This window comes from Amycolatopsis sp. WAC 01376 (assembly GCF_003947415.1).
GTDB lineage: Bacteria > Actinomycetota > Actinomycetes > Mycobacteriales > Pseudonocardiaceae > Amycolatopsis.
In genome coordinates, this window is record NZ_QHKL01000001.1 from 1,107,219 (window position 1) to 1,127,214 (window position 19,996).

The following is a 19,996-nucleotide window of genomic DNA, read 5'->3' on the forward strand; positions in this document are numbered from 1 at the left end:
GAACACCGAGGACCAGTGTTTCCGTGCGAACGCTGGTCCTGACGGGGTCGCTCGTAGCGCTCGCCGCGGTCGTCCTGCTGTCGATCGGCTTCGGCTCGAACCGCCTTTCCCTCGGCGAAGTGCTGCACGCTCTCTTCGCCTACGACGGCGGCTACAACGACGTCGTCGTCCGCGACGATCGCCTGCCCCGCACGTTGCTCGGTGTCCTGGTCGGGATGGCGCTCGGGCTGGCGGGCTCGCTCATGCAGGCGATCACCCGCAACCCGGTGGCGGAGCCCGGTCTGCTCGGCATCAACCACGGCGCCGCCGTCGCGATCGTGCTCGGCTCCGCGGTGTTCTCGGTGACTTCGCCTGGCGAGTACGTCTGGTTCGCCTTCGCCGGTGCGCTCGCGGGAACCGCGCTGGTCTCGGTGATCGGCGGCACGCGGGGCGCCACGAGTCCGCTGCGGCTGGTGCTGGCCGGGGTCGCGGTGCAGGCGGTGTTCGTCGGGATCAACCAGGGCATGCAGATGATCAACACGCACAACCTGGAGGCGATGCGGTTCTGGCTGGTCGGCTCGCTGGTCAACCGGAACGCGGACCAATTGTCCGTGCTGCTGCCGTTCTTCGTCGCGGGGGTGGTGATCGCGATCGTGCTGGCCCGCGCGCTGAACGCGCTGGCGCTCGGGGAGGACACCGCCCGCGGTCTCGGCGCGAATCCGGCGCTCGTCCGCGTCGCCGGGATGGTCGCCGTCGGGTTGCTGTCGGCGGCGGCGACCGCGGTCTGCGGGCCGATCGCCTTCGTCGGCCTGATGATCCCGCACGTCGTCCGGTCGCTGGTCGGCCAGGACGAGCGCTGGGTGATGCTGCTTTCGGCGCTTCTCGGGCCGGTGCTGCTGCTCGGCTGCGACGTCCTCGGCCGCCTGCTCGGCGCGCCGGGTGAGATCCAGGTCGGCGTGATGACCGACGTGGTCGGCGGGATCGCGTTCGTGATCGTGGCCAGGCGACTGAAGGCGGTGCGCCGATGACCGCCCCCGTCCGCCGTGAGTCCAGTTTGGACAGACGATCGCTGGTCGTCATCACCGCGCTGGCACTGGTGGTCCTGGCGCTCGTCGTGCTCTCGGTCGGCACGGGCGACTACGAGATGAGCCCCCGCGGGGTGCTCGCGACCCTGGCAGGCCAAGGAACGAAGGCGCAGTACCTGGTCGTCATGGGACGGCTTCCGCGGGTGCTGGTCGCGATCCTCGCCGGCGCCGCGCTCGCGCTGGCCGGGGCGATCTTCCAGACGATCACCCGAAATCCGCTGGGCAGCCCGGACATCATCGGCTTCACCACGGGTTCCGCGACCGGCGGCATCGTGACGTTCCTGGTCTTCGGCGGCAGCCCCGCGGTCGTCTCGTTCGGCGCGCTGGCGGGCGGGTTGCTGACCGCGCTGGTCGTCATGGCGCTGTGCGCGCCGCACGGCCTGCTGAGTTCGCGGCTGGTGCTGCTCGGGATCGCGGTCAGCGCGGTGCTGGTCGGCGTGAACTCGTACCTGCTGGTGAAGGCGAACCTCGAAGCCGCCGCGCAGGCCGTCGGCTGGCTGGTCGGCGACCTGTCCGGCCGCGACTGGAGCTATTTCGTGCCGCTGGCGGTCGCGATGGCGGTGTTCGCCCCGGTCGTCTTCGCCAACGGCCGCGCGCTGCGCATGCTGGAGATGGGCGACGACACCGCCACCGGCATCGGCGTCGACGTCCACCGCGTGCGGCTGACGCTGGTGCTCGTCGCCGTCGCGCTGGTCGCCGCCGCCACCGCGGCGACCGGCCCGCTCCCGTTCATCGCCCTCGCCGCACCACAGCTGGCGCGCCGGATGACGCGGCTGCCGGGGCCCAATCTGGTGGCGTCGGTGTTCGTCGGGGCGACCCTGGTCGTCGCGGCGGACTTCCTCGGTCAGCGCCTCTTGGCGTCTTCGCTGCTGCCCGCGGGCGTCGTCGCGGCGGCCCTCGGTGGCGCCTACCTGCTCTGGTTGCTGCTGCGGCGCAGAGCTTAGGCGCTGTCCTGCAAGTCATGTTCGCGGTCTTCGCGCCCAGGCGGTCCCTGACGGCACGGGCGGATGCGGCCGAGTACGACCCGGTACGAGGCCGATCCGCCCGCACCGCCAGGAACCACCTGGATCACGAAGCCCATCGAACAGACTTACAGGACAGCGCCTAGGTCAGCCGGGTCAGCTGCACCGAGACGTCCAAAGTGGACTGACCGCCACCGGTGAAGATGCCCTTGAGCGGTGGCACGTCGGCGTAGTCGCGGCCGTAGGCGACCCAGACGTGCCGCGGTCCGACCGGGATCGCGTTCGTCGGGTCGTAGGCCCACCAGCCGCCGGTCCACACGTCGACCCATGCGTGGCTCTCGCCCTCGACCGTCTCGCCGAGCTTCGCCTCCGGTTTCGTGTGCAGGTATCCGGAGACGTACCGCGCCGGGACGCCGATCGCGCGCAGCATCACCAGCGTCACATGCGCGAAGTCCTGGCAAACCCCTTCGCGCGCACGCCAAGCGTCGGTCGCCGTGCTGTGCACGCCGGTCGTCCCCGGCTGGTACTTGAGCTGCTGGTTGACCCATTCGCAGACGGCGAGCACGGCCTCCGCCGGGTCGAGCCCCTTCCGCAGTTCGCGCGCGACCTTCGTCAGTTCCGGATCGCGCGGCGTGTACGGCGTCGGCGTCAGGTACTCGGTGCGATGGTCGACCACCGTGTCGCCGCGCAGGTCCTTCCACGACGCCGAGCGGATCGGCTCGCCCTCGTCGGCGGTCTCGACCACCGACGTCGCGAGCACGGTGAACTCGGTGTGCGGCGCGTGAAGGTCGAACGAGGTCACGACGGTGCCCCAGTAGTCCGTGTACCGGTAGGCGCGGGTCGCGGGCGTCGTCTCGACCCGGTTCACGACCGTGGTCTGCCGCCGATCGGACCGCGGGGTCAGCCGCGCCTCGTTGTACGACTGCGTGGCAGGCGTCGCGTACCGGTATCCCGTGCGATGAGCCACCCGAAGCTGCCAGGTCACAGCGAAACCTCCGCACCGCTCCAGGCCACCCAAGGCGACGAATGGAAGTACTGCACCGAAACCGCGTCGCCGATGTCCTTGATCGACGTCTGGAGCGCGCCGAGCCGTTTCGGCAGGTCCTCCAGCAGATCGGACTGCCGCAGGAACTCCAGCTCACTGCGGGCGCGGCCGAGCTGCCGCAGCGCCTCGGACTTCTCGTTGGCCCGCGAGTTGACGCCGGGATCCAGCCGTTCCAGGCATTCCTCGGCCTGGCGCAGCGCGTGGAACACCGAACGCGGGAACAGCGTGTCGCGCATCAGGAACTGCACGACACGGGCCGCGTCGAGCGCGCCGCGATAGGTCCGCAGGTAGGTGTCCTGCGCGCCGGCCGAACGGAGCACGGTGATCCAGCCGGGGGACGACGCGCTGTCCTGGACCCGCGAAAGCAGCAGCCGCACCACCATGTCCGCCCGTTCGATCGACCGGCCGAGCACCATGAACAGCCAGCCGTCGTCGCGGCTCATCGTCGAATCCGCCAGCCCGGCGAACATCGCCGCGCGTTCCTCCACAAAGGACAGAAAGGCGTGCGGTCCGGCGCGGCGCGCGTACCGTTGCCTGTCCGGCACCGCGTTCCAGGTCGCGTTCAGGCATTCCCACAGCTCGGTCGAGACGACCTCGCGGGCGCCGCGCGTGTTCTCGCGGGCGGAGTTGATCGAACCGACGATCGACGCCGGATTGTCCTTGGCGTAGGCGACCAGTTCGGTCAGCTTCCACACGTCGAGCGAATCCATCCCCTCCGGCGAGATGCCGAGGACGGCGAGCAGCTGGCGGCTCGCGTGGTCCGGGTCGACGCTCGCGTCTTCGAGCAGCTGGTGCACGGAGACGTTGAGGATGCGGGAGGTGTCGTCGGCGCGTTCGACGTAGCGGCCGATCCAGTACAGCGATTCCGCGTTACGGGCTAGCACGTCAACCTCCCTTTAGGCCTGTTGCTGCTGTTGCTGCTGGGTCGTGGTCAGCTCGGGGCCCTGCTCGGCGACCAGTCCGTCCACTTCGGACAGTGCGCCGAGCGCGGGGCGCTCCAGCTCCCGTTCCGCCGTCGAAGACCGCGGCGCCAGCACCCAGGTGTCCTTGGAACCGCCGCCCTGCGACGAGTTGACCACCAGGCTGCCCTCCGGGAGCGCGACCCTGGTCAGCCCGCCCGGCAGCACGAAGATCTCCTTGCCGTCGTTGACCGCGAACGGGCGGAGGTCGACGTGCCGCGGCGCCAGTCGTTCGTCCACTTTGGACGGCACGGTGGACAGCTGGACCACGGGCTGCGCGATCCAGCCGCGTTTGTGCGCCCGGACCTTCCGCTTCAGCGCGGCCAGTTCCGCCTGCGACGCCTCCGGGCCGAACACGATGCCGTATCCGCCCGAGCCTTCGACCGGTTTGATCACCAGCTCGTCCATATGCCGCATGACGTGGTCGAACTCGTCCGGCAGCCAGCACCGGAAGGTGTCCACGTTGGGCAGCAGCGGCTTCTCGTTGAGGTAGTACTTCACCATCTCGGGCACGTAGGTGTAGACGAGCTTGTCGTCACCGACACCGTTGCCGACCGCGTTCGAGATCACGACGTTGCCCGCGCGCGCCGCGTTGAGGATCCCGGCGACCCCCAGCACGGAATCGGGCCGGTAGTGCACCGGGTCGAGGAACTCGTCGTCGATCCGCCGGTAGATGACGTCGACCTGCCGTTCGCCCTCGGTGGTGCGCAGGTAGACGACGTTGTCACGGCAGAACATGTCGCGGCCCTCGACCAGCTCGACCCCCATCAGCCTGGCCAGCAGCGAATGCTCGAAGTACGCGGAGTTGTGCACCCCCGGCGTGAGCACGACGACCATCGGATCGGCGACGTTCGCCGCGGCCGCCGCCCGCAGCGCGCGCAACAGATGCGAGGCGTAGTCGCCGACCGGGCGGACCCGGTGCTGGGCGAACAGATCCGGGAACACGCGCGCCATCGTGCGGCGGTTCTCCATCACGTACGAAACACCCGAGGGATTGCGGAGATTGTCCTCCAGCACCCGGAAGGTGCCCTCCTCGTCACGCACCAGGTCCACCCCGGACACGTGGATGCGGACGCCGTTGGGCGGGTTGATCCCGAACGCCTCGCGCTGGAAATGCTCACACGAGGTGATCAGCCGGCGCGGGAGCACACCGTCACGCAGGATCTGCCGATCGCCGTACACGTCGGCGAGGAAGGCCTCCAGCGCGCGGACCCGTTGCGCCACACCGCGTTCGAGTCTGGTCCATTCGGACGAGGTGATCACGCGCGGCACCAGGTCGAGCGGGAACGGGCGTTCCTGGCCGGACAGCGAGAACGTGATGCCCTGATCCACCATCGCCCGGTCGATCGCCGCCGACCGCGACGAAAGATCCGCCGACGTCAGCGAGGAGATCGACTCGTACAGCGCCCGATACGGCTGGCGGACCGTGCCGTCGGCGGTGAACATCTCGTCGTACGCGCCCGCGTGCGGCCGGGACGGCGAGAGATAGCCGTCGAACTGCGCCCCGGGCTTCGCCGCACGCCGCGCCGACGTCGTCGTCCTCGGGCGGCGGCCCGCAGGTGGGAGACGCGGCGCCGGGTTGTTGTTCATGGTCGCCATACTCGCTCACCCTGCCATGTCGGCGCGATACCCCAGGTAACACCCGTGACGGCCGAAACGGCGCTGTAACGTCTCGGTGCTGTGATTGCCGCCGGATGAGTGGCAATATGCGTGCTCTCGACACATGGGAACTACAAGGAGTGACGACGTGGCCCGATTGAAAGCGCTCGCCCTGATCCCGGCGCTCGCCCTAGCCGCGGGTGCGCTGACCGCGTGTGGCGAAGAAGGTGGGCAGAGCACCGCGGCCGGTGGCGTCCAGCTCGTCGCTTCCGGCAAGCTCACCACCTGCACGCACCTGCCCTACCAGCCGTTCCAGGTCAAGCAGGGCGACAAGATCGTCGGCTTCGACGTCGACCTGGTCGACCTCGTCGCGAAGAAGCTCGGCGTCGAGCAGAGCATCGTCGACATCGCCTTCGAGAACATCGAGTCCGGCGAGGCGATGAACACCGGTCAGTGCGACCTCGCCGCCGCGGGCATGACGATCAACGACAAGCGCAAGGCGAAGTTCGTCTTCTCCGACCCGTACTTCGAGGCGTCGCAGGCGCTGCTGGTCAAGACCGGTTCGCCGATCAAGGACCTGAGCAACGTCGCGGGCAAGAAGATCGGCGTCCAGTCGGCCACCACCGGTGCCGACTACGCCAAGGAGAAGGCCGCCGGCGCGGAGATCGTCACCTTCGACGACCTCGCGCTGCTGGAGCAGGCGGTCAAGAGCGGCCAGGTCGACGCGGGCGTCAACGACAACGGCGTGCTCTACGACTTCGTGAAGACGAACCCGGACACCACCGTCGTCACCGAGTTCAAGACCAACGAGTTCTATGGAATCGGCATGAAGACGGGCAACACCGCCCTCCTCAACCAGGTCAACGAGGTCCTCAAGGCCTCGGCCGCCGACGGCTCGTACGCGCAGATCTACCAGAAGTGGTTCGGCAAGGCGCCGACCTGGCAGCCGGGCAGCCCGGCCGCCGGTTGATAATCCGTCCTCTGTGGCCGGTGCCCAGCGCACCGGCCACAGGCTTGTCACCACCTGTTTGAGGAGAGAAATGGCTCTGAGCCGCCGCCAGCGACGATCGGCGTTCCGGTGGGCGCAGTACGGTCTGCTGCTGGTGATCGTCGTGGTGTTCGCGCTGCTGGCCGACTGGGGACGACTGGGCAAGGCGTTCTTCGACCTCGAAGTCGCCGCGAAGCAGTTCCCGGACGTCATCACCGTCGCACTGAAGAACACCATCATCTTCACCGCGCTGGGCTTCGCGCTCGGCCTCGGGCTCGGTCTCCTGCTCGCGCTGATGAGACTGTCCTCGGTCGCCCCGTACCGCTGGTTCGCGCGCGGGTACATCGAATTCTTCCGCGGCCTGCCCGCGCTGCTGATCTTCCTGGCGGTCGGTGTCGGGGTGCCGATCGCCTTCCCGAACGTGTTCCTGCCGCGGAACATCTCGATCATGCTGGCGCTGGGCATCGTGTCCTCGGCCTACATGGCGGAGACCATCCGCGCCGGTATCCAGGCGGTGCCGCGCGGACAGGTCGAGGCCGCGCGGTCGCTCGGCATGTCGCCCGCGCGCACGATGATCACCGTCGTGATCCCGCAGGCGTTCCGGATCATCCTGCCGCCGCTGGCCAACGAGCTGATCATGCTGACGAAGGACTCTTCGCTGGCGTTCCTGCTCGGCACCACGCCGGCGCAGCAGGAACTCGCGCAGTTCAGCCGTCAGGCGCTGCTGGAGGCCAAGGGACTGACACCGATCGTCGTCGCCGGTCTGTGTTATCTCGTCATCACCATTCCGCTGTCGATCCTGCAGCAGCGGCTAGAGAAGAAATACGGAGCCGGAGTGCCCGGCGGAGGAACGGTATGAGCGCCCAGACGATCGTCGAGGTTTCAGGACTGCACAAGGCGTTCGGCGAACTCGAAGTGCTCAAGGGCATCGACCTGCACGTCGAACGCGGCCAGGTCGTCTGCATCATCGGCCCGTCGGGCTCCGGCAAGTCGACGTTGCTGCGCTGCGTCAACCTCCTCGAGGAACCGCAGCAGGGCAAGATCGTGGTCAACGGCAGCGAGATCACCGATCCGGACGTCGACATCGACGGCGCCCGCACGAAAATCGGCATGGTCTTCCAGTCGTTCAACCTCTTCTCGCACCTGAGCGTGCTCGACAACCTCACCGTCGCGCAGCGCAAGGTGCTGAAGCGCGGCAAGGACGAGGCGGAGCGCATCGCGCGGGAGAACCTCGCGAAGGTCGGGTTGGCGGAGAAGGAAACTTCGCTGCCGACACAGCTTTCCGGCGGGCAGCAGCAGCGCGTCGCGATCGCCAGGGCACTGTCGATGGACCCAGACGTCATGCTGTTCGACGAACCGACGTCGGCGCTCGACCCCGAACTGGTCGGCGACGTCCTCGCGGTCATGCGGCAACTCGCGCAGGAGGGCATGACGATGCTCGTCGTCACGCACGAGATGCAGTTCGCCCGCGAGGTGGCCGACACCGTGCTGTTCATGGACGGCGGTGTCGTCGTCGAGCAGGGTTCGCCTGCCCAGGTGATCGGCGACCCGCAGGAGGAACGCACGAAGGCGTTCCTCTCGCGGGTGTTGAACCCGAACCACCAGGGCTAACGTCCCCGGAGCTGCGCCTGGAGCTGGACCACCTTCGAGACGATTTCGTGCGGCCCGGCGCCCATGAGGCTCACCCAGCCCTTGGCGTCCGGGCCGAACACGACGCGGCCCTGTTCGGTGTCCATCCAGCCCGGTGGCCTTTCGACGCGTTTCCGGTTGCCGCCGCCGTCACGGATGGCGACGTACAGCCTGCCGAAGAAGGTGTGCGGCGACCGGATCCACTGGATGATCTTCTTGGCGTCGCGGATGCTCGGGCCGGTGCCGGTCAGCGTTTCGCCCTTCATCAGGACCTGCAGATCGGCTTCCGCGCAGTTCAACGACGGTGTGCGCGCGGCGGGAGCCTCCGGGAGCAGACCGGTGAAATCTTGCGCGAGCGTGTCCGGCCTGGTCGGCTTCAGGTACACGACCTTGTCGACCAAGACGACCGTGACCGCTTCCCGGCCACTGCCCGCGGCGCGAACGGTCCGCTCACGCCCCTCGGACTTCACCCACGAGTAGTACTCCACCGCGGGCCGCTGCAGAAAACGCAGCGCGTCGAGGAATTCGTCGTCGATCCGGCCACGCCGGAGCAGGCCCTGTCTGTCCAATTCGGACTGTGCGGTCGCGGCGAGCTCGCGACGTTCCTCGGGCAGGTACCACTGCGCGCCACGGACGAGCGTCGGGTGGATGTCACCCAGATTGTGTTGATCCAGCAGGGTTTCGTAAGTCTGGAGCGTCAGTTCGACGGGTTTCCGCAGCACGTTACGCGCCGATCACCGGCGGAACCGGCTTGTCCCCGTCGTAGCCGCCGAAGAGGGAGTCGCCGTCCTCTTCCTGCAGCGTGATCTTGCGCTGGTGCTCCTCGTCCTCGCCACCCTTGCCCTTGGCGCCGCCCATCCCGCCGCCGCCCATCCCCGGCGCGCCGGGACGTCCCGTGGCGGGGCCGCCCGCCGGCGTCCCGGCCGGTCCTCGCATCGCGCCTTCGCCGGGCATCCCGGCGCCCACGCCGCGACCGGGCCCCATGCTCCCCGGCCCGCCCGTCGACCCACCCGGCCCGAATCCGCCACCAGGCCCGAATCCGCCGCTGAACCCACCCGACCCCGGGCCGAATCCGCTGCCACCACCGCCGGGCCCACCGGTTCCTGGCCCGAAGTTCGGCGGCGGGAAGTTGCCTGGACGCCCCTGGACCTTGTCGTCCGCCTTGGAGGACAGGTCGGTCCGATCGTTGGGCTGCGGCGAAGGCCGCGGACTCGGCATCTGCGGCATCCTCGGCGGCTGCGGAATCTGCGGCGGCCTCGGCGCCTGATACCCCTCGGCCCCCGGAGGCGCGCTGTACGAACTCGGCCCGCCGGTGTACCCGCCGGGTCCACCATGCCGCCCCGAGTCACCGGGCCCACCGCTGAACCCGCTGACCTTGGTCTGACCAGGATCGACCGGATCCGGCGTGATCGGCCCGGACGAGACGTTCGGATCGTGCGCGGCCGGATACGCCGGCGCGAGCGACTGCTGCCGAGGCTGCGTGCCCTGGTAGTACGGCTCGTAGATCTCGACGTTGTGCTTGGTGTCCGCGTCGAACTTCGCGGCCGCGATCTCGTCGTCACTCGCACCGATGGACAGAACGTCCTCCGGCCCGCTGTCCCCCGCGCGCTCCTTCTCGACCGGCCGGACATTGCCGCGCGTGTAATGGAAGGAAGCGTTCTGGTCGTACATCGACTGCCGCGCGCGGTCCATGTTCTCGCCCGCGATCTTGGAAGTCGCGATGAGCGGAGCTAGGCCCGCTACGCCGCTGTCGGCGGCTTTGCCCTTCCAGAAGGAACTCAGCGTGGTCTGGCTGTTGGTCATCGCTTTGCTGATGTCCTCATGGATGACCAACAACTTGTGGGAGGCTACCTGTGCCGCGTCGAGTCGCTTAGTGGTGTTGGGATTGGCGTTGAGTTTGTCGAAGATCTCCCAACCGCTGTAGGTCATTGCGCCGCCTTGAGATGCTGAATTGCGAACGTGGCGAGCTTGGTGGCCATTCCACAGGGGTCGGAGCGGTTCGGGTTGCTGGTTCCAGGGGTCGCGACGATCGTGTACATGAGGTCGTTGCGGACTCCGACGGCGAGATTGCAGACATAGCTGCGCTCGCCACCGTTCGCGAAGACCACAGAGGGATATCCGTCGATCGGTTCCGACGGCTTGAAGGTCGTGAGGCCGCTGCCCTGTGCGTTCAACGCGTACAGATGACTGAGACCATCACGTTCACCAGTGTTCATCCCCGCGCTTATCGTGCCCAGTCCGTTGGCGAACACCCACGTGCAGACCTTGCCGGAGGACAGGTCTTCCACCCGGGACCGGTCCACTGTGCCGCCACCGAACGTTTGTACCTGATCGTTCTTCACAACGCTGCAAGGATCGGCTTCGGCGGCAGCGGTGTCGAGAGGCTGATCGATGTTCGGTGCACCGGCCCGCGGTAGCGAACCCGCCTGCCCTGCGGATGACGACGGGGCTGGTGTTGTCGGGTTGCCGTTGCGGGAATCGCTGCACGCGCTGACGAGCAACGCTGCTGTCGCCAAAACCAAAAGGGCCGAACGCGATCCCATTCAAACTGCCTTTCCGACGTCGCGAATGGCGTCCAGGGCGGCCTGGTCCTGCCGTTGGTACGCATCGCGGATTTGCCTCAATGTATCCACATAGGCGGTGGTGTAGTCCACCGCGCTGCGAAGAAACTCCTGGTAGGCGGCGCCGGAAGCGTTGGCTTTGGCCACGTATCCCTCGCTGCCCACCTCCTTGCCCATGGCATCGATTCCGGTGAGGAACGTCGCCTCGACATTGGCGCGGCTGTAGTCGTTGTCCAAACTGTCTTGAAGTGCCTTGATGACCTTGTCCATGGCTGCTGGGTCGAACTCCCAGCCACCGTTCGCCGACGCGGCCGCGAAGTCGGCCTTCGCTTGACCGCTGCCCAACTCGCCGTAGTTCGGCGGCGGAGGTGGCGGCGATGAGGCGGCGGCGCCCTGAATCAACCCCGAGTTCGGCGGCGGCGCCTGTGGTCCTGGCCCGTTGATCTGGTCGTAGACCCCTTGAGGGCCGCGTCCCGGTCCTGTCATTGACGTGCCTCCCCGCACGGGCCGCGATGGGGGTGCGACCTACCCGTAGTTTCCTACTGACTCCAACCGGTGACGATAGCAGCAGGTAAACCGTTGATCAGCCACTTCGAGGAAGATCACCATCGAAAGATGGGGTGGCCGCGTGCTTTGTCCTGATCGACGGTTTCGTGTGGTCAGGACCTCTTGAGGTGCTTGATCGCCGTCGCGGCCACCTTGGTCGCCATACCGCATGGGTCGGCGACCATGGGATTCCCGGATGACAGGTGCGGGATGACTGTATAGACGAGGTCGTCTCGGATGCCGACTGCGAGAGTGCAGGTCCCTCTACCTTCGCTGCCGTTGGCATAGATGACCGCGGGATGTCCGCCGACAGGGTCCACGGGCTTGAACGTGGTAAGGCCACCGGTCGAGTTCTGCGCGTATAGAGCGCTTAGGCCGTCCTTGTTGCCAAGGACCAGCCCAGCACTGACCGTGCTAGGGGCTTCAAGGAAAAGCCAACTGCAATTCAGTCCTTCGGATAGATCGACAGTGCGAAATCGCTCGACCTTGCCGCCGATCGCCTCGATCTCGGCCGTCGGGATGGCGCTGCACGGGTCCCTCTCGACCCTTGCCGTGTCGTTGATCGGGGCTGTCACCGCCGGTGCTCCATCGGACGGAAGCCGCGCCGAGGAAGGTGCGCTCGTCGTCGCGGTGCCGGTCACCTGTGTGCCGCAACCACTGGTCAAGAGTGATGCTGCCGCTGCCAAGAGCAAGAACCGCCTCATCTCGTGCCTCCCCGCACGGGCCGCGAAGGGCGCGACCTACCCGTAGTCCACCACCGACTCCGCTGAGTGACCGTAGCAGCGAACCGTCGCCCCGACGCCGAATCCGGCCAAGATCACCAAAGACCCTGGTCCGGAACCCGGGGTGGCTGTTCTGCCGTCGTAGTCCTGTGGCAGGTTCCGGTCTACTGTCCTGGGCCACTTGCGAATCCCGTGCGTGATCGGCTTCGCTGGTGGCCGGGGAACGATGGGGAGGGAAGCGAGACGATGCCGGGTTTTCGGCGCAACAACGGGCCGCGCGATCCGGGGGAAGGTGATCAGAACGGCGACACGTCCCTGCCGCCGCTCGACCCGTTCGATCCGAACCCCGACAAGCGGTACGAGGTCCCGGCGTCCGAGCTGATGAAGCCGGGGTCGACGGGGCTGCTCCGGTGGCGTCGCCAGGCGACCAACGCGCCGATCGTGCAGGTCGAGGACGCGTACATCACCGGGACGCTCGATCTGCGCGCGGCCGACATCAAGTATCTGTTCCGGTTCGAGCGGTGCCGGTTCGAGCATCCGCCGGACGTCCGCGAGGCGCATCTGCTGGGGCTCGTGTTCCGCAAGTGCTGGCTGCCCGGGCTCAAGGCGCGCAATCTCCGTACCCGCAACGACGTCCGCCTGATCCGCAGTGTCGTGCACGTCGACGCCGAGCACGAGATCGAGGAGACCACGGTCCAGCGCGGCGACGATCGCGAGCGTGGGATGCCGAACGCGGCGGTCAACCTCACCGACGCGGTCATCGAGGGCTCGGTCGTGCTGACCCGCACGGTGATCACGCATCCGCGCGGCAAGGCGATCCAGGCCGACCGGGTCAACATCGTCGGAGCGTTGCTGGCGTATCGGTTGGTGGCCAACGGAGAAGTCCGCATCCCGGGGATGCGGGCCGGCGGTAACGTCAACTTCTCCGGCGCGACGCTGAACAACCGGGACGGCTTCGCGCTCAACGGGAACGGGATCCACATCGGCGGCAGCCTGCTGTGCGAGGTGGACAACTACGGGCCCGCCGCGCAGCGGAAACGCTTCTCCGCCAGCGGGATCATGTTCCTGCCTAGCGCCACTGTGGACAGTGACATCATTTTCCGCGAGGCCAAGCTCTCGGTGAATCAGTCCGGGCCGATCGTCGTCGACGCGTGGAAGTCGAACGATCCGTACATCGATCCGCGACCGGCGCTGGTCGCGGATCGATGTACGGTCAACGGAAACCTCGAGCTGAGCGACGGTATGCAGGTGACCGGGACGCTGCGGATGGTCAACGCCCGGATCGGCGGTTCGCTGCGGCTGGCGGGTGCCGAGGTCCAGGTCGTCCGCGGGCAGAGCATTCCTTACTACGACCGCGCGATCCATCTCGACGGGACCACCATCGGCGGCGATCTCGAGGCGACGAGCCTGCGGGTGCCGTCCGGGCAGTTGCGCATGGCCGACATCACCGTCGGCGGCAACGTGCTGGCGTGGAACTCGATGTTCCTGCATCCGCGCCGTGACGTCTTTTCCGCGCGGCGCGCGAAGATCGCGGGCAACTTCCAGCTCACCGACGCGACCGTCCAGGGCACCTTGCGGTTGCAGGGCGCCGAAGTCGGCGGCAGTGTGAACCTCTTCGGCACGAGCCTGACCGAGCCCGGCGCGCGCACGCGCACCAGTTACTCGCTGGACGTCCGCACCGCGCGGATCGGCCGGGATCTGATCCTCACCGAGAACAAGGAGCGTCCGTTCATCGCGCAGGGCGGGGTCAACCTCGACGGCGCGCAGGTCGCGCGGCGCGTCGACTTCCGCGGCGCGCGGCTCGGTTCCCTTCCGCAGCACGGGGTCGCGCTCGACGGCAGTGACGTTTCGGCCGACGAGTTCCTGCTCACGCCGGGCACTCCGCCGGACGGCCGGATCGTGTTGCGGCGCGCGCATTGCGGGACGCTGGGCGACAACGAGGCGTTCTGGGCGTCGGCGACGGGGATCGAGCTGGAGGATTTCCGGTACGACGCACTGCAAGAGGACATCGCGCTCGACGACGACAGGGCGATCGATCATCGGATCGTGTTGCTGCGCAAGGCGATGGACGGTTACCGCCCGGGACCGTACGACCAGCTGGCGGCGACGCTGCGCGCGTCCGGTAATGAAGAGCACGCGTCCACGGTGCTGCTGAAGAAGCAGCAGTTCCGGTACGAAGCACTCGCGAAGGGCTTCAAGTTCTTCGGCCCCGGCGTGCATGTGTGGAGCTGGTTGCAGCGGTCGATGGTCGGTTACGGCTTCCGTCCGGTGCGCGCGCTCGGCTGGCTGCTGACGCTGCTCGTGCTGGGCAGTCTGTGGTTCGGGCTCGGCGTCGACGACTGCATCACGAATCCGAAGCTCACGGTGAGCGGGCCGCGCTGCCTGGTCAACCAGGACGACACCGGCCTGCAGTGGAATCCGGTGCTCTACACGATCGACCTTCTGGTGCCGATCGTCGACTTCGGCAACAAGTCGCGCTGGTACATGCACGGGATGGACAACTGGGTCGCGGCCGGGTTCACCGCATCGGGCTGGGTGCTGGCGACGACGGTGGCGGCCGGGATAAGCCGCATGCTCCGCCGCGACAACTGAGGGTATTTCACATACCATCAGTACGGAGGTATGTCATGACGGAGCCCAGCGCCACCGGCAAGATCACGATCGCCGCCCCGCCCGAGAAGGTGTACGCCCTGGTCAGCGACCCGGGCGCGCTCGCGGGCATGGCCGAAGAGTACGAAGGGCACCGTTGGGTCGGTGCGGCGAAGGAGCCCGCCGTCGGCGCCAAGTTCCGCGGTCGCAACCGCCACGGGATCCGTCGTTGGAGCACCCTTTCGACGATCACCGACGCCGACGAGGGCAAGCGGTTCGCGTTCGAGGTGACCACCGTCGCCGGACTCCCCGTGGCGCGCTGGCAGTACGACATCGAGCCCACGGGTGACGGTTGCGTGGCCGTCGAAAGCACGTGGGACCGGCGGCCGGGCTGGCTACGCGGACCGACGTCGCTGTTCACCGGGGTCTGGAAGCGGGACGACGCCAACCGGGCGAACATCGCCGCGACGCTGGCCCGGCTGAAGGCCGCTGCCGAGTCCGCTCACTCCACGAATCGCGACCAGAACTCGATCTGACGCGGCCCGCCCGCCGGTGGCGGGCCCAAGGGCTGGTCGCAGAAGTCGTGCCGCAGGTATCCCCGCAGGTCGTAGCCGTAATAGACGATGTCGGTCTGATACACCGACAGCACCGGATACCCCGTGCTCCCGGCGATCCCGGGCAGGTACCGATGCCCGCAGACGGGCACGAGCTGAGGGGCGCGCGCCAGCTGCGAGCGGGCTCGCGAAAGCGCGTCGTCGAGGTCGATCGGGCGCATGCCCCAGTCCGGCAGCCAGAAGCCGTTGTGTTCGACGTCGTAAAGCACCCCGTCGACCGGCCAGTCCAGGCGTTTCCGCAGCTGGTCGGGGTTGCCGCAGCGCCAGTCCGGCCAGCGGTCGCCGATCGGCACCCCGGCGGACAGGAAAGTGCGGTGATCGGCGGCGAACCGGAAGCCGAATCGGGCTTCGACGTCGTCGAGCTCGGCCTCGCTCAACCCGGGACGCACGGGTTCGGCCAAGCTCGCCTGGAGGTCGTGTGCCTCCTCGATGGTGAAGGCGTGCTCAACAGTGGACATGTGTTCGAGCCTAAATTGCGTACCGCGCGGGCGCCTTCTCTTTTAACACCACTCCCTCATCACCCACATGAGGCTCCTCCCCCGGGGTGAGCTCGCCCTCTCAACGCCTGGACCTCGGAACAGAGCGGCCATCGGTGTAGTTCACTCATGTCGTGACTTCCCCACGAACGCAGTCCCGTGTGCGGGCGCCCGAGCTCGCCGGTGACGTGTGGCTCAACACCGGCGGCGAGCGGCTCACGCTCGCCGGGCTGCGCGGCCGTGTCGTCCTGCTGGACTTCTGGACCAGCGGCTGCGTCAACTGCCTGCATGTGCTGGACGAACTGCGCCCGCTGGAGGCCGAGTTCGCCGACGTCCTGGTGACCATCGGCGTGCATTCGCCGAAGTTCCTGCACGAGGGCGAGGCGGCCGCGATCGAGGCCGCCGTGCGGCGCTACGAGGTGCACCACCCGGTGCTCAACGACCCGAAGATGACCACCTGGTCGCAGTACGCGGTCAAGGCGTGGCCGACGCTGGTCGTCGTCGACCCCGAGGGTTACGTCGTCCACGTCGCCGCCGGTGAAGGGCACGCCGAGGCGTTGCGCCGGGTGATCGCCGATCTCGTCGCGACCCACGAGGCCAAGGGCACGCTGCGCCGCGGCGGCAGCCCGTACGTGCCCGCCGAGGAGCAGCGCACCGAGCTGCGCTTCCCGAGCAAGGCCGTCACCACCGCCGAAGGCCGCATCCTGGTCGCCGACACCGGCAACCACTCCATCGTCGAGTTCGCGTCCGACGGCGAGACGATCATCCGCCGCTTCGGCAGCGGTGAGCGCGGCGCGCAGGACGGTCCGTTCGACCTGGCGAGTTTCACCGAGCCTGCCGGAATCACCCTGTTGCCGTACGAGGTCGCCGAGCGCGCGGGTTACCACGCCGTCGTCGCCGACACGGCCGGTCACCGGCTGCGCGGTATCGACCTGATCACCGGCGAGGTCTCCACGGTCGCCGGCACCGGCCGCCAGTGGCGCGACGGCGTCGACACCGGCAAGGCGCTCGACATCGACCTCACCAGCCCGTGGGACGTCGCCTGGTGGGGCCCCGCGGGCGGCGTCGTGGTGGCCATGGCGGGCAACCACACGCTGAGCGTGTTCGAGCCGGTCTCGGGCTCCATTCGCCGCTTCGCCGGTACAACCGTCGAGGGCCTGCGTGACGGCGACGTCCACGAGGCGTTCTTCGCGCAGACGTCCGGTCTCACGCCTCACGGGCAGAAGCTGTGGCTCGCGGACGCGGAGACGTCGGCGCTGCGCTGGATCGAGCCCGAGGGCGAGACGTTCACCGTGCACACAGCGGTCGGCGTCGACCTGTTCTCCTTCGGTCACGTCGACGGGCCCGCGGACAAGGCGCTCCTGCAGCATCCGCTCGGCCTCGCCGTGCTGCCCGGCGACACCATCGCGATCGCCGACACCTACAACGGCGCCGTCCGCCGCTACGACCCGCTCACCCGCCAGGTGACCACGCTCGCGTCCGGTCTCGCGGAGCCGTCCGGTCTGCTGGTGCACGACGGCGAACTGCTGGTCGTCGAGTCGGCGGGCGGCCGGATCGGGCCGGTGCCGCTCGGTGAGCAGGCCGTGGCAGGCGACGCGCACGCGGTCCGCCGCCCGCCGACCGTGCTGGCGCCGGGCCGGCTGGAGTTCTCCGTCGTCTTCACCCCGCCCCCCGGCGAGAAGCTCGACGACCGTTACGGGCCCTCGACACGGCTGGAGATCAGCGCGTCGCCGCCGGAACTGCTCGCCGACGGCGCGGGCGTGGGCACGGACCTGTTCCGCAAGCTCCGCTTCGCCGAAGGTGTCACCGCGGGCGTCCTGCAGGTCGTCGCGCAGGCCGCGAGCTGTGATGACGGTGGCGAGCACCCGGCCTGCCGCATCACCCGGCAGGACTGGGGCGTGCCGGTGCGGTTCGAAACCGGTGGAGAAAGCGTGCTGAGCCTGGTCATGGCGGGCGATCCGGGTAAGTAGAGTCGTACTCGTGTCAGACGGGCCGAAACTCGAGATTCAGATGCTGCAGGACAGGGTGCTCGTGAAGCTGTCCCCCGAGGACGGAGAGCGCCGGAGTTCCGGCGGGATCGTCATCCCCGCCACCGCGCAGGTCGCGCGGCGGCTCGCCTGGGGTGATGTACTGGGCGTTGGCAACAGTGTGCGCAACGTGAAGACCGGCGATCGGGTGCTGTTCAACCCGGACGACCAGCACGAGGTCGAGATCCAGGGCGAGGGGCACCTGGTGATGCGGGAGCGGGACATCCACGCCGTGGCGACCGAACGGACCGAACACGGCACGGGGTTGTACCTGTAGCTCGAGCCGCGGGAGGGGTGGTGAGGGAAGGTGCGCGATGACCACGAGGAGCCGGGCACCGATCTGTTCACCGACGACCTCCTGCCCCCAGCGGACACCGACGAAGACCTGGTCGACGAGCTCTTCGAGGGCGACAGGGTGGTCCAGCCGCCACCGACACCCGCGTCGAAGTTCCGCCGGGGCCTCGGCAAGGCCCTCATGGTCACCGGGGTCCTCATGGGCCTGTTCGTGCTCGCGTACGCGGTCGATCTCATCGTCAGCGCCGGGGACGTCCCGCGTGGCGTCACGGTCGCCGGGATCGACGTCGGCGGCCTGACCCACAAAGAGGCCGAGTCGAAGCTTCGCCGTGAGCTGGAACCGAAGCTGATCGAGCCGGTCCGCGTTCGGGCGGGAGACGTCCGCACGGTGCTGTACCCGACGTCGTCCGGCCTCGGCCTGGATTGGCCGCAGACGCTGGGCCGCGCCGGTCACCAGCCGCTGAGCCCGTACACGCGGGTGATGTCGTTCTTCACCAGTCGCGAGGTCGGCGTCGTCACCTGGACCGACGCGCCGAAACTCGAAAAGACCGTCTCGGATCTCGCCGCCGCGCAGCTGAACCGCCAGCCGATCGAAGGGAACATCACCTTCCGGCCGGTCGAGGGCACCGACGGCGGGGTCGTCCCGGCGGCGGTCGAACCGCGGGCCGGACAGTCGCTCGCCGACGTCAAAGCGGCCGTCGCCGCGGTCATCGATGGCTGGCTGAGCGACGGCGGCGTGGAGTTCAAGGTGAACGTCTCGCCGGTCAAGGCGACTTCGCCGGGGGTGCACGCGGCGCTCGCCAAGATCGTCGTCCCGGCGGTCGCGAAGCCGCTCGTCATCCGCGGCGAAGGCAAGGACGCGACGCTGAAACCGGACACGATCGCGGCGTCCTTCCAGTTCGCCGCGCGCGACGACGGCAACCTCGAAGTCCGCATCGACCAGGGGAAACTGCGGGCCGCGGCGCAGCCGCAGCTCAAGGAGACCGAGACCGACGGGGCCGACGCGCAGATCGTCTTCGTCGGCGACAGGCCGGCCGTCCAGCCGTCGAAGGACGCTCGGAAGGTCAACTGGGGCCTCACGTTCTCCGCGCTGACCTCGACGCTCGCCAAGAGCCAGGACAGGGAACTGAAAGCGGTCTACGACGCCAGCAGCCCGGCCGTCAGCACCGACGCGGCGAACGTCCTCGGGATCAACGAGGTCATCGGCGAGTTCACCACGTCAGGCCTGAGCGGGCCGGCGATGACGAACGTGCAGGCGCTGGCCGCCCGGGTCTCCGGCGCCATCGTGAAGCCGAACGAGACGTTCAGCCTCGGCGCGCGATCCGGGCCGAGGACGGCTGAAGCGGGCTACGTCCCCGCCCCGGTGAACGAGGACGGCACCGGTCCGGTCGTGGTCGGCGGCGGCGTTTCGCAGCTCGCGACGACGCTCTACAACGCCGCGTACCTGGCAGGCATGGCCGACGGCGGACATCTGGAGCACGACCACTACCTCGACCGTTATCCGGTCGCGCGCGACGTGAAGGCGATCGACAACAACGGCTCTCCGGTCGAGATGCAGATCGTCAACGACGCGCCGACCGGGATCGCGATCCAGGTGCTCCCTGCCAACGGCTCGGTGACCGTGCGGATCTGGGGCACGAAACGGTTTTCGGTACAGAGCGTCGGCGGCGACCGGCACTCCTTCGTCCCGCAGCCGGTGCAGGCAGGCTCGGGGCCCGGCTGCGTGCCGGATCCCGGCGCGGCCGGTTTCAGCACCTCGGACACGCGGGTGCTCGTCGACGTCGTCACCGGCACGGAGGTCCGCCGGGAGACCCGCAACGCGACCTACTCGCCGCGTGCCACCGTCATCTGCGCTTGAGCGGTAAGGCGAACGTGGGGTCGTGAGTGGTAAGTGTCGTTCTAACGCTCTTTATCACTCACG

General features: G+C 68.2%; 19 protein-coding genes. 10 read left to right on the forward strand and 9 right to left on the reverse strand.

Translation table 11 applies throughout. The features are described from left to right. Window positions 1-23 precede the first annotated feature (23 nt). The gene (locus tag DMH03_RS05205; RefSeq protein WP_125790811.1) at window positions 24-1,007 is read left to right on the forward strand and encodes an iron ABC transporter permease; all 984 of its coding nucleotides are present in this window, start codon (window positions 24-26) and stop codon (window positions 1,005-1,007) included. Continuing rightward, window positions 1,004-2,008 (forward strand): iron chelate uptake ABC transporter family permease subunit, encoded by a 1,005-nt coding sequence (locus tag DMH03_RS05210; RefSeq protein WP_125790812.1) that lies wholly within the window; start codon window positions 1,004-1,006, stop codon window positions 2,006-2,008. The genes DMH03_RS05205 and DMH03_RS05210 overlap by 4 nt, the downstream gene beginning before the upstream one ends. A 160-nt stretch (window positions 2,009-2,168) precedes the next feature. Here DMH03_RS05210 and DMH03_RS05215 read toward each other — a convergent pair whose 3' ends face one another. The 3 genes from DMH03_RS05215 to DMH03_RS05225 are packed head-to-tail and all read right to left on the reverse strand — an operon-like array spanning window position 2,169 to window position 5,629. Next, window positions 2,169-3,011: a transglutaminase family protein gene (locus DMH03_RS05215; RefSeq protein ID WP_125779889.1), complete on the reverse strand. Its 843-nt coding sequence runs from the start codon at window positions 3,009-3,011 to the stop codon at window positions 2,169-2,171. Beyond that, window positions 3,008-3,955, reverse strand: coding sequence for an alpha-E domain-containing protein (locus DMH03_RS05220; RefSeq protein ID WP_125790813.1), 948 nt, complete (start codon window positions 3,953-3,955; stop codon window positions 3,008-3,010). Before DMH03_RS05220 ends, DMH03_RS05215 begins: the two co-directional genes overlap by 4 nt. Before the next feature lie 12 nt (window positions 3,956-3,967). Next, the gene (locus tag DMH03_RS05225) at window positions 3,968-5,629 is read right to left on the reverse strand and encodes a circularly permuted type 2 ATP-grasp protein (protein WP_125790814.1); all 1,662 of its coding nucleotides are present in this window, start codon (window positions 5,627-5,629) and stop codon (window positions 3,968-3,970) included. Window positions 5,630-5,777: 148 nt separating this feature from the next. On the opposite strand from DMH03_RS05225, the gene DMH03_RS05230 reads away from it, so the two are divergent. The 3 genes from DMH03_RS05230 (at window position 5,778) to DMH03_RS05240 (ending at window position 8,228) form a co-directional block, all read left to right on the forward strand. After that, complete coding sequence (locus DMH03_RS05230) at window positions 5,778-6,599, forward strand: transporter substrate-binding domain-containing protein (protein WP_125790815.1); 822 nt, start codon at window positions 5,778-5,780, stop codon at window positions 6,597-6,599. 70 nt (window positions 6,600-6,669) lie between these two features. Beyond that, complete coding sequence (locus DMH03_RS05235) at window positions 6,670-7,476, forward strand: amino acid ABC transporter permease (protein ID WP_125779879.1); 807 nt, start codon at window positions 6,670-6,672, stop codon at window positions 7,474-7,476. Further along, the gene (locus tag DMH03_RS05240) at window positions 7,473-8,228 is read left to right on the forward strand and encodes an amino acid ABC transporter ATP-binding protein (RefSeq protein ID WP_125790816.1); all 756 of its coding nucleotides are present in this window, start codon (window positions 7,473-7,475) and stop codon (window positions 8,226-8,228) included. Before DMH03_RS05235 ends, DMH03_RS05240 begins: the two co-directional genes overlap by 4 nt. Here the strand turns inward: DMH03_RS05240 and DMH03_RS05245 are convergent. From DMH03_RS05245 to DMH03_RS05265, 5 genes are all read right to left on the reverse strand, one after another. Next, window positions 8,225-8,968 (reverse strand): ESX secretion-associated protein EspG, encoded by a 744-nt coding sequence (locus DMH03_RS05245; protein ID WP_125790817.1) that lies wholly within the window; start codon window positions 8,966-8,968, stop codon window positions 8,225-8,227. The two genes, DMH03_RS05240 and DMH03_RS05245, sit on opposite strands and share 4 nt — an antisense overlap. A 1-nt stretch (window position 8,969) precedes the next feature. Further along, window positions 8,970-10,175, reverse strand: a complete 1,206-nt coding sequence (locus DMH03_RS05250) for a hypothetical protein (protein ID WP_125790818.1) — start codon at window positions 10,173-10,175, stop codon at window positions 8,970-8,972. Then, window positions 10,172-10,789: a DUF3558 domain-containing protein gene (locus DMH03_RS05255; RefSeq protein WP_125790819.1), complete on the reverse strand. Its 618-nt coding sequence runs from the start codon at window positions 10,787-10,789 to the stop codon at window positions 10,172-10,174. The genes DMH03_RS05250 and DMH03_RS05255 overlap by 4 nt, the downstream gene beginning before the upstream one ends. Continuing rightward, window positions 10,790-11,293 carry a hypothetical protein gene (locus DMH03_RS05260; protein WP_125790820.1) on the reverse strand — a complete coding sequence of 168 codons (504 nt, stop codon included), beginning with the start codon at window positions 11,291-11,293 and terminating at the stop codon, window positions 10,790-10,792. It lies immediately after the preceding gene. A 173-nt stretch (window positions 11,294-11,466) separates the two neighbouring features. Then, window positions 11,467-12,057: a DUF3558 domain-containing protein gene (locus tag DMH03_RS05265; protein ID WP_125790821.1), complete on the reverse strand. Its 591-nt coding sequence runs from the start codon at window positions 12,055-12,057 to the stop codon at window positions 11,467-11,469. Between the two features lie 264 nt (window positions 12,058-12,321). Between DMH03_RS05265 and DMH03_RS05270 the strand changes: the two genes are divergently transcribed. Then, the gene (locus DMH03_RS05270; RefSeq protein WP_125790822.1) at window positions 12,322-14,667 is read left to right on the forward strand and encodes an oxidoreductase; all 2,346 of its coding nucleotides are present in this window, start codon (window positions 12,322-12,324) and stop codon (window positions 14,665-14,667) included. 35 nt (window positions 14,668-14,702) lie between these two features. Then, the gene (locus DMH03_RS05275) at window positions 14,703-15,200 is read left to right on the forward strand and encodes an SRPBCC family protein (protein ID WP_125790823.1); all 498 of its coding nucleotides are present in this window, start codon (window positions 14,703-14,705) and stop codon (window positions 15,198-15,200) included. Here DMH03_RS05275 and DMH03_RS05280 read toward each other — a convergent pair. After that, window positions 15,167-15,736 (reverse strand): hypothetical protein, encoded by a 570-nt coding sequence (locus DMH03_RS05280; protein ID WP_125790824.1) that lies wholly within the window; start codon window positions 15,734-15,736, stop codon window positions 15,167-15,169. The two genes, DMH03_RS05275 and DMH03_RS05280, sit on opposite strands and share 34 nt — an antisense overlap. A gap of 179 nt (window positions 15,737-15,915) precedes the next feature. On the opposite strand from DMH03_RS05280, the gene DMH03_RS05285 reads away from it, so the two are divergent. Genes DMH03_RS05285 through DMH03_RS05295 form a run of 3 tightly spaced genes read left to right on the forward strand, consistent with a single transcriptional unit; the run spans window position 15,916 to window position 19,933 of the window. Further along, window positions 15,916-17,724, forward strand: a complete 1,809-nt coding sequence (locus tag DMH03_RS05285) for an NHL domain-containing thioredoxin family protein (protein WP_125791555.1) — start codon at window positions 15,916-15,918, stop codon at window positions 17,722-17,724. A gap of 40 nt (window positions 17,725-17,764) precedes the next feature. Further along, a complete protein-coding gene (locus tag DMH03_RS05290; RefSeq protein WP_007032412.1) occupies window positions 17,765-18,058 on the forward strand; it encodes a co-chaperone GroES in 294 nt (97 codons plus the stop codon). Window positions 18,059-18,088: 30 nt separating this feature from the next. Beyond that, the gene (locus tag DMH03_RS05295; protein ID WP_125790825.1) at window positions 18,089-19,933 is read left to right on the forward strand and encodes a VanW family protein; all 1,845 of its coding nucleotides are present in this window, start codon (window positions 18,089-18,091) and stop codon (window positions 19,931-19,933) included. Window positions 19,934-19,996 lie beyond the last annotated feature (63 nt).

Bases quoted from the DNA above. Each gene is read 5' to 3' on its own strand.
- DMH03_RS05240 (WP_125790816.1), top strand. From the start codon at position 7,473: ATGAGCGCCCAGACGATCGTCGAGGTTTCAGGACTGCACAAGGCGTTC.
- DMH03_RS05280 (WP_125790824.1), bottom strand. From the start codon at position 15,736: ATGTCCACTGTTGAGCACGCCTTCACCATCGAGGAGGCACACGACCTC.
- DMH03_RS05275 (WP_125790823.1), top strand. From the start codon at position 14,703: ATGACGGAGCCCAGCGCCACCGGCAAGATCACGATCGCCGCCCCGCCC.
- DMH03_RS05235 (WP_125779879.1), top strand. From the start codon at position 6,670: ATGGCTCTGAGCCGCCGCCAGCGACGATCGGCGTTCCGGTGGGCGCAG.
- DMH03_RS05250 (WP_125790818.1), bottom strand. From the start codon at position 10,175: ATGACCTACAGCGGTTGGGAGATCTTCGACAAACTCAACGCCAATCCC.
- DMH03_RS05290 (WP_007032412.1), top strand. From the start codon at position 17,765: ATGCTGCAGGACAGGGTGCTCGTGAAGCTGTCCCCCGAGGACGGAGAG.
- DMH03_RS05225 (WP_125790814.1), bottom strand. From the start codon at position 5,629: ATGGCGACCATGAACAACAACCCGGCGCCGCGTCTCCCACCTGCGGGC.
- DMH03_RS05260 (WP_125790820.1), bottom strand. From the start codon at position 11,293: ATGACAGGACCGGGACGCGGCCCTCAAGGGGTCTACGACCAGATCAAC.
- DMH03_RS05210 (WP_125790812.1), top strand. From the start codon at position 1,004: ATGACCGCCCCCGTCCGCCGTGAGTCCAGTTTGGACAGACGATCGCTG.
- DMH03_RS05270 (WP_125790822.1), top strand. From the start codon at position 12,322: ATGCCGGGTTTTCGGCGCAACAACGGGCCGCGCGATCCGGGGGAAGGT.
- DMH03_RS05255 (WP_125790819.1), bottom strand. From the start codon at position 10,789: ATGGGATCGCGTTCGGCCCTTTTGGTTTTGGCGACAGCAGCGTTGCTC.
- DMH03_RS05265 (WP_125790821.1), bottom strand. From the start codon at position 12,057: ATGAGGCGGTTCTTGCTCTTGGCAGCGGCAGCATCACTCTTGACCAGT.